The sequence below is a fragment of the Polymorphobacter sp. genome (assembly GCF_051860865.1).
In the GTDB taxonomy this organism is placed as follows: domain Bacteria; phylum Pseudomonadota; class Alphaproteobacteria; order Sphingomonadales; family Sphingomonadaceae; genus Sandarakinorhabdus.
In genome coordinates this window covers 21,562-33,440 of sequence record NZ_JBIMKZ010000034.1, presented here as the reverse complement: position 1 = coordinate 33,440, position 11,879 = coordinate 21,562, and the positions used below count along the sequence as shown (strand labels likewise).

General features: G+C 66.3%; 8 protein-coding genes. 6 read left to right on the top strand and 2 right to left on the bottom strand.

The window, feature by feature from the left end; all coding sequences use genetic code 11:
* Together ACTIFJ_RS08215 and ACTIFJ_RS08210 are read right to left on the bottom strand one after the other, a co-directional pair.
* Nucleotides 1-1,149, bottom strand: a 1,149-nt coding sequence (locus ACTIFJ_RS08215) for an enoyl-CoA hydratase-related protein (protein WP_439533616.1), incomplete at its 3' end; no start/stop codon positions are given.
* Between the two features lie 15 nt (nucleotides 1,150-1,164).
* Nucleotides 1,165-2,118 carry a LysR substrate-binding domain-containing protein gene (locus tag ACTIFJ_RS08210; protein ID WP_439533615.1) on the bottom strand — a complete coding sequence of 318 codons (954 nt, stop codon included), beginning with the start codon at nucleotides 2,116-2,118 and terminating at the stop codon, nucleotides 1,165-1,167.
* Nucleotides 2,119-2,317: 199 nt separating this feature from the next.
* On the opposite strand from ACTIFJ_RS08210, the gene ACTIFJ_RS08205 reads away from it, so the two are divergent.
* From ACTIFJ_RS08205 to ACTIFJ_RS08180, 6 genes are all read left to right on the top strand, one after another.
* Entirely contained in the window at nucleotides 2,318-3,697 is a 1,380-nt protein-coding gene (locus tag ACTIFJ_RS08205; RefSeq protein WP_439533614.1) for an aspartate aminotransferase family protein, read from the top strand.
* Nucleotides 3,694-5,103, top strand: coding sequence for an amino acid permease (locus tag ACTIFJ_RS08200; RefSeq protein ID WP_439533613.1), 1,410 nt, complete (start codon nucleotides 3,694-3,696; stop codon nucleotides 5,101-5,103). Before ACTIFJ_RS08205 ends, ACTIFJ_RS08200 begins: the two co-directional genes overlap by 4 nt.
* Before the next feature lie 18 nt (nucleotides 5,104-5,121).
* Entirely contained in the window at nucleotides 5,122-6,234 is a 1,113-nt protein-coding gene (gene ald, locus ACTIFJ_RS08195) for an alanine dehydrogenase (protein WP_439533612.1), read from the top strand.
* Nucleotides 6,235-6,255: 21 nt separating this feature from the next.
* A complete protein-coding gene (locus tag ACTIFJ_RS08190) occupies nucleotides 6,256-8,034 on the top strand; it encodes an amidohydrolase (RefSeq protein WP_439533611.1) in 1,779 nt (592 codons plus the stop codon).
* A gap of 115 nt (nucleotides 8,035-8,149) precedes the next feature.
* Nucleotides 8,150-9,901 (top strand): amidohydrolase, encoded by a 1,752-nt coding sequence (locus ACTIFJ_RS08185; RefSeq protein ID WP_439533610.1) that lies wholly within the window; start codon nucleotides 8,150-8,152, stop codon nucleotides 9,899-9,901.
* 159 nt (nucleotides 9,902-10,060) lie between these two features.
* Nucleotides 10,061-11,776, top strand: a complete 1,716-nt coding sequence (locus ACTIFJ_RS08180; RefSeq protein WP_439533609.1) for an amidohydrolase — start codon at nucleotides 10,061-10,063, stop codon at nucleotides 11,774-11,776.
* The last annotated feature ends 103 nt before the right edge of the window (nucleotides 11,777-11,879 follow it).

The following is an 11,879-nucleotide window of genomic DNA, read 5'->3' as shown; positions in this document are numbered from 1 at the left end:
GACCGCCTCGATGATGAGGTCGGCGTGGCCGAGGTCTTCCAGGCTGAGGCTGGGGCGCAAGCGGGCCATGCGGGCCTCGACCTCGCTGGCGGGGAAGCGGCCCTTGGCGGCGCTGGATTCATAATTCTTGCGGATGGTGGCGATGCCGCGGTCGAGAGCGTCCTGCCGGGTTTCGACCAGCGTGACGGGGATGCCGGCGGTGAGGAAGTTCATCGCGATGCCGCCGCCCATGGTGCCGGCGCCGATGACGCCGACCGAGGCGATGGGGAGGGGCTGGATGGCGGGATCGAGGCCATCGATCTTGGCGGCCTGACGCTCGGCGAAGAAGACGTGGCGAAGGGCTTTGGATTGCAGGCCGGCCATCAGGGTTTCGAACTCGGTGCGCTCGACGGCGAGGCCCTGGTCGAAGGGCAGGGTGACGGCGGCCTCGATGCAGCGGATGATGGCTTCGGGGGCGTGCTGGCCCTTGAAGGCCTTGGCATTTTTGGCGCGGAACGCGGTGAGGAGGGGGGCGAGGCTTTCGGGGGTGCCGAGCCGGCTGTCGTCGTCGCGGATGCGGCGGGGGGGATGGGCCTCGGCGACGAGCTGGCGGGCGAAGGCGAGGGCGGCCTCTCGCAGGTCGGCGTCAGTTGTGGCGTCGATCAGGCCGGCGGCGAGGGCCTCGGCGGCGGAGATGGGGGTGCCGGTGGTGATCATGGCCAGCGCCTTTTCGACGCCGACGAGGCGGGGCAGGCGCTGGGTGCCGCCGGCGCCGGGGAGCAGGCCGAGCTTGACCTCGGGCAGGCCGAGGCGGGCGGACGGGCTGGCGATCCGGTAATGGCAGGCCATGGCGGTCTCCAGCCCGCCGCCGAGCGCGGTGCCGTGGAGGGCGGCGACGACGGGGATCGGGGTCTGCTCGATGGCTGTGAGGACCTGGTGGAAGCTGGCGCCCTGGGAGGGCTTGCCGAATTCCGAGATGTCGGCGCCGGCGATGAAGGTGCGCCCCGAGCAGAGGAGGACGACGGCCCGAATGCCGGGGTTCTGGGCCGGGGTGAGCGACGTGAAGGCGGCGACCAGGCCATCGCGGACGGCGGCGGAGAGGGCGTTGACGGGCGGATTGTTGATGGTGACGACGGCGATATCGCCCTCGGTGGTAAGCGTGACGGACATTGGGGGGACTTTCGTTCAGGCCATGCCGGTGAAGCGGGCGACCTCGATCTGAAGGAAGCGGCGGAACTGCAGGATGGTCTCGACGGTCCAGCGGTCCTCGCGGGTGACAAAGGCATAGGCGCCCATCACCACCGGTTCGGTGTTGGGGATCTGGACCTCGACCAGCGTGCCGGCCTTGAGGTCGGCATCGACGAGGAACGTGCTGGCGAGTGCGAGGCCACGGCTGTTGCGGGCCGCGGCGATGGCGAGATGGGCGTGCCAGAGCAGCGGGCCGGGGATGCGTTCGGGCAGCGGGCGCTTGATGCCGTTGAGGGTCAGCCAGGCGCGCCACTGATAATCATGCTCCTCGTGGAGAAGCGGGCGATCGAGCAGGTCTTCAAGGCTGGTGCGGCCGGCGAGGCTGGCGGCGACGCTGGGACTGGCGACGATCATGATCGGCGGGCGGACCAGCTCCACATAGCGCAGGCCGCGACCGCCGGGATCGGGCGGCCAGTCATCGAGGTAGAAGCGGATGTCGACATCGGCCTCATGGGCGACAAGATTGGCGCGGCCGTCGGTGGGGCGCAGCTCGAGATGGAAATTCGGCCACAGCTCTTCGAAACGGGCGAGGCGATCGGCAACCCATTGGGCGGCGAAACCGGGGACGCACCAGACCAGGATGACGTTCTTGGCGTCCGGATCGCGGACCTCGGCGGTGGCCAGCGCCAGTTCGGCGAGCGCGGCGGAGACGCGGCCGTGATAGCGGGCGCCGGCCTCGGTGAGGTGGAGGTGGCCGCCGTCGCGGTGGACCAGCGAGACGCCGACGAAATCCTCGAGGTGGCGCAGGTGGCGGCTGACGACGCTGTGATCGATCTCGAGGACGGCGGCGGCGGCGCGGATGCCGCCGAGGCGGCCGACAGCCTCGAACGCCCGGACGGCGGCGAAAGCCGGGATCAGCTTGGCGCTGGACGAATCCTCGAAGCGGGGCATGGAGGTGACGATAGGCATAATGAAGATAGGGTCAAGCGTTGGTGCACAAAAGACACCGGGCTGACGGTGATGGCAACTTGCTGGCCTAGCGCATTCTGCCATTGCAGGATCGAGGGGCCAGATTGAGTATCGGTACTGATGAAAGGCCGGTTTTTCGGTTCCGGTGTTGCATGATGGGTAATGACCCGCGGGAGGCGTGATGATGGACGAGGGAGTGGGCCGGGGCGCGGCTCATGTGGCGCTGGATACGGATGCTTCTCCCGAGGCGGCGCATGACGAGGGTCCGCTGTCCAACTTCTGGATGCCCTTTACCGACAATCGCTATTTCAAGACGTCGCCGCGCATGTTCGAGCGCGCCAGCGGCATGTATTATCACACCACCGACGGGCGGCAGGTGCTCGATGCGACGGCCGGGCTGTGGTGCGTGAATGCCGGGCATGGCCAGCCGGGGGTGGTGCGGGCCATCCAGGACCAGGCGGCGGTGATGGACTTCGCGCCGACCTTCCAGCTTGGCCATCCGCTGCCGTTCGAGCTCGCGCGACGGCTGGCAGGAATCATGCCCAAGGGGCTGGACCGGATCTTCTTCACCGGATCGGGATCGGAATCGGCCGATACGGCGCTGAAGATGGCGCTGGCCTATCACCGGGCGCGCGGCGATGCCGGGCGGTTCCGGCTGATCGGCAGGGCGCGGGGCTATCACGGTGTCAACTTCGGCGGCATGTCGGTTGGCGGCATCGGGCCGAACCGCAAGGGCTTCGGCGCTCATGTGATGGGGATCGACCATCTCGGCCATACGCATGGCGCGGTGGCCCCGTTCTCGCGCGGTCAGGCCTCGACCAACAATGACCTGGCCGTGGAGCTGGAGAATCTGGTGGCGCTGCACGGCGCCGAGCAGATCGCCGCCGTCATCGTCGAGCCGGTGGCCGGATCGACCGGCGTGCTGATTCCGCCGCGCGGCTATCTGGAGCGGCTGCGGGCGATCACCAAGCAGCATGGCATCCTCCTCATCTTCGACGAGGTGATCACCGCGTTCGGGCGGCTGGGGACACCGACGGCGGCCGAGTATTTCGGCGTGACGCCGGACATTCTGACCATGGCCAAGGGGCTGACCAACGGCGCCGTGCCGATGGGGGCGGTGGCGGCGAGCCGCGAGGTGCATGACACGATCGTGCACAATGCGGCGCCGGGCATCGAGTTCATGCACGGCTATACCTATTCCGGGCACCCGCTGGCGTCGGCGGCGGGGATCGCGACGCTCGATGTCTATGCCGAGCAGGGGCTGTTTGCCCGCGCCGGCGCGATGGCGGCTTATTGGGAAGAGGCGATGCACAATCTTTCGGGGGCGCGGCACGTGATCGACGTGCGAAACCTCGGGCTGGTGGCCGGGATCGAGCTGGAGGCGCGGGCCGGCAAGCCCGGCGCCCGGGCGATGGAGGTGTTCCGCACCTTGTTCGACGAAGGGTTGCTGGTGCGGGTGACCGGGGACATCATTGCGCTGTCGCCGCCGCTGATTGTTGAAAAGGCGCAGGTTGACGAGATGGTCGAGCGGATCGGCGACGTGTTGGGCCGCACCGCGTGAGTGTGGGTGACCGCACGGTCGAGGGGGCGATAGACCTGGCCGCTGCCGGCGCACCGGTGACCGGTGCGCCGGAGCTGGGCAAGGGGCTGCTGCCGCGGCACGTCGAGATGATCGCCATTGGCGGGATCATCGGCGCTGGGCTGTTCGTGGGCAGTAGCGCGGCGATCAACGCGGCGGGGCCGGCGGTGATCTTCAGCTATGGGCTGGCCGGGCTGATCGTCATGCTGGTGATGCGGATGCTGAGCGAGATGGCGATGGCCATTCCCGGCGTCCAGTCCTTTCCGGAATTTGCGCGGATCGGGATTGGGCATTGGGCCGGGTTCATGAGCGGCTGGCTCTACTGGTATTTCTGGGTGGTGGTGGTGGCGATCGAGGCGATTGCCGGGGCGAAGATCATCCATCTGTGGCTGCCGGACGTGCCGGTATGGGGGATCGGCGTGGCGCTGATGGCGGTGCTGACCGGGGTCAATTTGATGTCGACGCGGTCCTATGGCGAGTTTGAATTCTGGTTTTCGTCGATCAAGGTCGCGGCGATTATCGCCTTCATCGTCATCGGGCTGGGCTGGCTGCTGGGCAGCGATGTGTCCCCGGGGCTGGTCAATCTGACCGCGCATCAGGGCTTTGCACCGGCGGGCGGGTTTGCGGTGCTGGGGGCGGTAACAACGGTGATCTTCTCGCTCGTCGGCGCCGAGATTGCGACGATCGCGGCGGCGGAATCGGCGGACTCCGGCAAGACCGTGGCGCGGATGGCCGGGCTGGTGGCGTGGCGCATCCTGATCTTCTACATATTGTCGATCGCGGTGATCGTATCGGTGGTGCCGTGGGTGGATATCGTGCCGGGGAACTCGCCGTTTGCGGCGGTGCTGGCGGCGATAGAGGTGCCGGGCGGGGCGACGATCATGAACGCCATCGTGCTGGTGGCGGTGTTGTCCTGCCTCAATTCCGGGCTGTACGTGACCTCGCGGGTGCTGTTCGCGCTGGCGGCGCGGCGGGATGCGCCACAGTATCTGGTGGCGCTCGACAGCCGCAAGGTCCCGGTGCGGGCGATCCTGTTCGGCAGCATCTTCAGCTATGTGGCACTGGCGGCGTCGGTGCTGTCCCCCGAGATGGTGTTTTCGTTCCTGGTGGCGGCATCGGGGGCGATCATGATCTTCATCTACATGATGATTTCGGTGGCGCAGCTGCGGATCAGGGCGCGGTTCGACGCCGAGAATCCGGCGGCGCTGGTGGTGAAGATGTGGTTCCAGCCCTGGGGGACAATATTGGCGCTGGTGGCGATGGCCGGGGTGCTGGTGGCGATGGCGCTGACGCCGGGGCTGGTGCGCGAGTTCATCGCCAGCCTGGTGACGGTGGCGATCGTGGGAATCGGGTTTCTGGTGTTTCGCCGGGGGAAGGCGACCGCCTGATTTTTTTGGAGACGGACGATGCTGGTTGGGGTGCCCAAGGAGATCAAGACGCATGAGTATCGCGTGGGGCTGATGCCCTTTGCGGTGCGGGAATATGTGGCGCGCGGCCACCAGGTGATCGTGGAGACCGGGGCCGGGGCGGGGTGCCACCAGAGCGATGCGGCCTATGAGGCAGCGGGCGCCGAGATCGTGTCCAGCGCGGCCGAGGTGTTTTCGCGGGCCGGGATGATCGTCAAGGTGAAGGAGCCGCAGGCGAGCGAAATCCCGCAGTTCCGGGCCGGGCAGATCCTTTATACTTATCTGCACCTGGCGCCCGATCCGGACCAGACGCACGGGCTGCTGGCGAGCGGCGTGACCGGCGTGGCCTATGAGACGGTGACCGATGCGGCCGGTGGCCTGCCGCTGCTGGCGCCGATGAGCGAAGTGGCGGGGAGACTGTCCATCGAGGCGGCGGGCGAGAGCCTGAAGCGCCATGCCGGCGGGCGCGGGTTGCTGCTCGGCGGCGTGCCGGGGGTGAAGCCCGGGCGCGTGGTGGTACTGGGCGGCGGCGTCGTCGGTACCCACGCGGCACGGATGGCGGTGGGACTGGGGGCCGAGGTGTCGATCCTCGACCGGTCGCTGCCGCGGCTGCGGGCGCTGGACGAGCTGTTCGGCGGGCGGGTGCGGACGCGTTATTCGACGGTGGGGACGATCGAGGAGGAGATCGCCGACGCCGATGTGGTGATCGGCGCCGTGCTGCTGCCTGGTGCGAGTGCGCCGAAGCTGATTTCGCGCGCAATGCTCGCAGGGATGCTGCCGCGCGCCGTGCTCGTCGATGTGGCGATCGACCAGGGCGGGTGCTTCGAGACCTCCCATGCGACGACGCACCAGGAGCCGACCTATGTCGTCGACGACATCATTCATTATTGCGTGGCGAACATGCCGGGCGCGGTGCCGATGACGTCGAGCGTGGCGCTGAACAATGCGACCCTGCCTTATGGGCTGCGGATTGCCGATGGCGGGCTGCGGGCGATCCTGGCCGAGGAAGGGCTGCGGGCCGGATTGAACGTCCATGCCGGCAAGGTCTGTCATGCGGCGGTGGCCGAGAGCCTTGGGCTGGGGTGGACGAGCCCGTTGGAGCTGGCGGCCTGAGGCACATGGAGGGATAATTCCATGGCACGTATCGTCAGGGTTTCGGTCGTGCTGGCGGGAGCGGGTTGCTGTGGGTTCTCGGGTGGCGCGGCAGCCTTGGCGCAGCTGCCGGACCTGATTTACACCAATGCCAAGGTGGTGACCGTCGATGCCGACAACCGGATCGGCGGGGCGGTGGCCATCGTTGGCGACAAGGTGCTGGCGGTGGGCAGCGCGGCCGAGATCGGCCGGATGGCGGGCGCGTCGACGCGGGTTGTTGACCTCGGCGGCAAGACGGTGGTGCCGGGATTTTACGACAATCATCTCCATCTGAGCGAGCCGCTGCAGCCCTGGCGCTATGGATCGATGATCGTGCAGGTGCCGGCCTGGCTGAAAGGGGTGACGACGATCCCGGAGCTGGCGGACGCGATACGGGCGCAGACGAAGCTGATCCCCGCCGGCGGGTGGATCGTCGGACGCTTGCCGCGCGAGGACTGGCCGAATTCGGGCCTGCCGACACGCGCCGATCTCGATGCGGCGGCGCCGGACCACAAGGTGGTGCTGGGCCGTGGCTCGCACACGATGATGGTCAACAGCCAGACCTTGCGCGCCGCCGGGGTGACGGCGACGACGCGGCCCAAGGGCGGGGAAATTGTGCGGGATGCGCGCGGCGAGCCGACGGGGAAGATATTGGAGGCGGCGAAGCGGGTCGTGCTCGATGTGATGCCGCCCGAGCCGATGGAGAATCTGGTGCGCGGGGTGAAGCCGCCGGCGGAGAAGATTGCCGACTGGGTGACGCAGATGCGCCAATATGTGTCGCTCGGTATTACCAGCGGCAATGTGGCGGGGCTGCGGCCCGACGAATTTCCGATGCTGGAGGGCATTTATGACCGGCTCGGTGACGAGTTTCCGCGCCTGACGACGCAGTTCCGGGTGTGGCCGGGGCATGACAAATATGACGACATGGAACTGGCGGTGAAGGAGACGATCGCCGAGATCGAGGCGATCGACGCCAAGGCGGTGTACAAGCACCCGAAGCTGAAGATGGGTGCGATCAAGATGAGCATCGACGGCGGCATGAGCGCGCCGATCTTCTGGTCGACACGCGGCTACGAGAACCGGCCGGACTTCAAGGGCGAGCAGCGCATACCGGATTCGAACCTGTACCGCGTGTCGAAGCGGGCGACCGAACTGGGCTGGCAGCTGGGGATCCATACGATGGGTGACGGCGCGGTGGAGATGACGGTGCGCGAGTTGCAGCGCATTCTCGATGAGGCGCCGAAGGCCGATCACCGCCACTATCTGCATCATGTCGCGGTGAAGCCGTCCGAAGCGACGGTTGGCACGATGGTGAAGTACGGAATCGGGGTGGCGAGCCAGCCGGGGTTTCTGCTGGCGCTGGGCTCTTACGCCGATGAGGCGCTGGAGCCGGCGCGCGAGGAGACGCAGAACCCGGCCGGGTCGCTGGCCCGGCGCGGGCTGCACGTGTCCTTCGGCTCCGATGAGGGGCCTTATGGGCCCTTGGCCAGCATCTATGCGGCGGTGACCCGCAAGAGCTGGAACGGGACGGTCAAGGGCCTGAAGCAGGAGGGTGTATCGGCGGCGGACGCGTTGCGAATGCACACGATGGAAGGCGCCTATCTTACCTTCGACGACAAGACCATCGGCTCCATCGAGCCGGGCAAGTTCGCCGATCTTGTGGTGCTGAGCGACGATCTGATGACCGTCGATCCCGAGCGCATCCAGGATATCCGCGTGGAGCGCACCATCATCGGCGGCCGCGAGGTTTATCGCCGGGCGGCCGTGTCGGCAGCGCGATGACCTGGTCACTCATCTGGTGACTCAGGCGCAACGGCTGGTCGCTTAACGCACCTTGTCTGATCCTGCGGGTCGCATGAAGCTGTGGTCGGGTCACGGGGTTCGATGGGGGCAGGCGATGGGCAAGACGGGCAGGCTGGGGCTGGTGGCTGTGATGGCGCTGGCCTCGACATCGGGATCGGCACAGATGGCCGACCTGATCTACACCAATGGCAAGGTGGTGACGGTCAATGCCAAGGGCGAGATCGCCCAGGCCGTGGCAGTCTCGGGCGACAAGGTGCTGGCGGTGGGGTCGGCGGCCGCGATCGCCAAGCTGAAGGGGCCTTCGACGCGCGTGGTCGATCTTGGCGGCAAGACGATGGTCCCGGGCTTCTATGACAACCATATCCATCTGAGCCAGCCGCTGCTGCCGTGGAAATATAATTCGATGCTGCGCGAGATCCCGGCCTGGCTGGTCGGGGTGGAGACGATTCCCGCCCTGCTGGACGCGGTGAAGGCGCAGGCGGCGAAGACGCCCAAGGGCGGATGGGTGATCGGCGAGGTCAACCGTGAGGACTGGCCGAACTCGAACCTGCCGACGGCGGCAGACTTCGACCGGATCGCGCCCGACCACAAGGTGATCATTATTCGCGGGCCGCATACGTTGCTGGTCAATACCGCCACGCTGGCGGCGGCGAAGGTGACCAAGGACACGCATCCGAAGGGCGGCGAGATTGTGCGCGATGCGAACGGCGTGCCGACCGGCAAGGTGACGGAGTCGGCGCGGCGGATCATCTGGGCGGCGGTGCCGCCGGAATTGCAGCGCGGCGCGGCGCCGCCGGCAGAGACGATGGCGAACTGGAACAAGATGCTGCGCCAACTGGTGTCGCTGGGCATTACCAGCGCCAATGTCGCGGCGATCCGGCCTGATGATTTTCCGATGCTGGAAACGGTCTATACCAAATATGGCGATGACCTGCCGCGGCTGACGACGCAGTTCCGGGTGTGGCCGGGGACCGACAAGTTCGAGGACATGGAGGAATCGGTGCGGGTGTCGATCGCCGAGATCGAGGCGATCGACCCGAAGGCGGTGTTCAAGCATCCCAAGCTGAAGATGGGGGCCCTGAAGATGAACATCGACGGCGGCATGAGCGCGCCGGTGTTCTGGTCGACCAAGGGCTATGAGAACCGGCCTGATTTCATCGGCGAGCAGCTGGTGCCGGATTCGAACTTCTACCGTACCGCCAAACGGGCGGCCGAGCTGGGCTGGCAGATCGGTGTCCATACCATGGGCGACGGCGCGGCGGTGATGATCACCAACGAGATGGCGCGGATTATCGATGGGCTCCCGAAGGGCGATCATCGTTTTTACCTGCATCATTTCTCGGTCAAGCCGCCCGAGGTGACGCTCGACAAGATGGTGAAGTATAATATCGGCGTGGCCAGCCAGCCGGGATTCCTGCTGTCGCTTGGGTCCTATGCCGATGAGGCGCTGGAGACCGAGCGCGAGGAGACGCAGAATCCGGTGGCGTCGCTAGTAAGGAAGGGCATCCGGGTTTCGTTCGGGTCCGACGCCGGGCCTTATGGGCCGATTGCCGGCATCTATGCGGCGGTGACGCGCAAGAGCTGGAACGGCACGGTGAAGGGTCTGAAGGAAGAGGGGGTGTCGGTGGCCGATGCGCTGCGGATGCATACGCTGGAGGCGGCGTATCTGACCTTCGACGACAAGAAGCTCGGGTCGATCGAGCCGGGCAAGGCGGCGGACTTTGCGGTGCTGAGCGCCGATTTGATGACGGTGGCGCCGGAGCGAATCCAGGATATCCAGGTCGAGCGGACGATCATCGGCGGGCGCGAGGTCTACAACCGGGCGGTACAGTCGGCGGGATTGTGAGGGCTACCGGTGCTTGATAGGCACCGGGGTGGCGTCTTAGACACCTTGTTGTCGGGCCGATCCGGCGAGAAGCTGTGTTCAGGGAATAACGCGGTATTGGCGTTCTGTCGGGGGTTGGGGTCTATGACGATACTTTGTCGCGGTCTGGCGTTTACTGCCGTGCTGCTCGCTTCGACGGCGGCGCAGGCGCAGATGGCCGACCTGATCTATACCAACGGCAAGGTGGTGACGGTCAATGCGAAGAACGAGATCGCCCAGGCCGTCGCTGTTTCGGGCGACAAGGTGCTGGCGGTAGGGTCGGCGGCGGATATCGGCAAGCTGAAGGGGCCTTCGACGAAGGTGGTCGACCTTGGCGGCAAGACCATGGTGCCGGGCTTTTACGACAATCATGTCCATCTCAGCGAGCCGCTGATGCCGTGGCGCTACAGCTCGATGATCGGCAAGCTGCCGGACTGGCTGATCGGGGTGAAGACTATCCCCGAGCTGGTGGCGGCGATCAAGGGCCAGGTGGCGAAGACGCCGAAGGGCGAGTGGATCGTCGGCGAGATCTCGCGCGAGGAGTGGCCGAATTCGAACCTGCCGACCAAGGAGGATTTCGACAAGGTGTCGCCGGACAATCCTGTGGTGATTGCGCGCGGGCCGCACACGATCATCGTCAACAGCCGGGTGATCGAGGCGGCGAAGATCACGCGCGACACCAAGCCGAAGGGCGGCGAGATCGTGCGCGATGCCAAGGGCGAGCCGACGGGCAAGATCCTCGAGGCGGCCAAGCGCGTCGTCTATGAGGCGATGCCGCCGGAGAAGCTGCAGGGCGTCAAGCCGCCGGAGAAGAAGGCCGAGGACTGGCGGACGCAGATGCGGCAGCTGGTCAGCCTCGGCGTCACCAGCGGCAATGTCGCGGGGCTGCGGCCCGGCGATTTCCAGCTGCTGGAGAGCATCTACAACAAGGACGGCGACGAATTTCCGCGCTGGACGACGCAGTTCCGGATCTGGCCCGGCTATGACAAGTTCGACGATCCCGAAGAGGCGGTGAAGGTGACGATCGCCGAGATCGAGGCGTTCGACCCCAAGGCGATCTACAAGCATCCGAAGCTGAAGATGGGTGCAATCAAGATGAGCATCGACGGCGGCATGAGCGCGCCGATCTTCTGGTCGACCAAATCCTATGAGAACCGGCCGGGCTTTACCGGCGAGCAGCGGATCCCGGATTCGAACCTGTATCGCACCGCCAAGCGGGCGATCGAGCTGGGCTGGCAGGTCGGTATCCACACCATGGGTGACGGCGCCGTGGAGATGACGGTCAATGAGCTGAGCAAGATCATGGCCGAGCTGCCGAGCAAGGACCGCCGGCATTATCTCCACCATGTCGCGGTGAAGCCGCCCGAGGCGACGATCGACAAGATGGCGAAGTTCGGCATCGGTGTCGCCAGCCAGCCGGGGTTCCTGCTGTCCCTGGGGTCGTTCGCCGATGAGGCGTTGGAGCCGGCGCGCGAGGAGACACAGAATCCGGTCGCGTCATTGGTGAAGCGCGGCATCCGGGTGTCGTTCGGGTCGGACGAAGGCCCTTATGGGCCGATTGCCGGCATCTATGCGGCGGTGACGCGCAAGAGCTGGAACGGCACGGTGAAGGGTCTGAAGGAAGAGGGAGTGAGCGTTGCCGATGCGTTGCGCGCCCACACCATGGAAGCCGCCTGGATGACCTTCAACGAGAAGGAGATGGGGTCGATCGAGCCGGGCAAGTTCGCCGATCTGGTGGTGCTGAGCGCCGACCTGATGACCGTGGCGCCGGAACGGATCCAGGACATTGTCGTCGAGCGGACGGTCATCGGCGGCAAGGAAGTGTTCAACCGGGCGCAGCAGGTGGCGGCGCGGTGAAGGACCGGATGATTTTGCGGGAGGAACGGGGCGTATAGTCGCCGAAATGGGCAGTTGCTGGTTGGCCTTGGGGGGAAAACAGGTCTGCTGACAGGCAAACAGG

Coding starts and splice junctions, on each gene's coding strand:
- ACTIFJ_RS08210 (WP_439533615.1), bottom strand. CDS start 2,118: ATGCCCCGCTTCGAGGATTCGTCCAGCGCCAAGCTGATCCCGGCTTTC.
- ACTIFJ_RS08205 (WP_439533614.1), top strand. CDS start 2,318: ATGATGGACGAGGGAGTGGGCCGGGGCGCGGCTCATGTGGCGCTGGAT.
- ald (WP_439533612.1), top strand. CDS start 5,122: ATGCTGGTTGGGGTGCCCAAGGAGATCAAGACGCATGAGTATCGCGTG.
- ACTIFJ_RS08190 (WP_439533611.1), top strand. CDS start 6,256: ATGGCACGTATCGTCAGGGTTTCGGTCGTGCTGGCGGGAGCGGGTTGC.
- ACTIFJ_RS08185 (WP_439533610.1), top strand. CDS start 8,150: ATGGGCAAGACGGGCAGGCTGGGGCTGGTGGCTGTGATGGCGCTGGCC.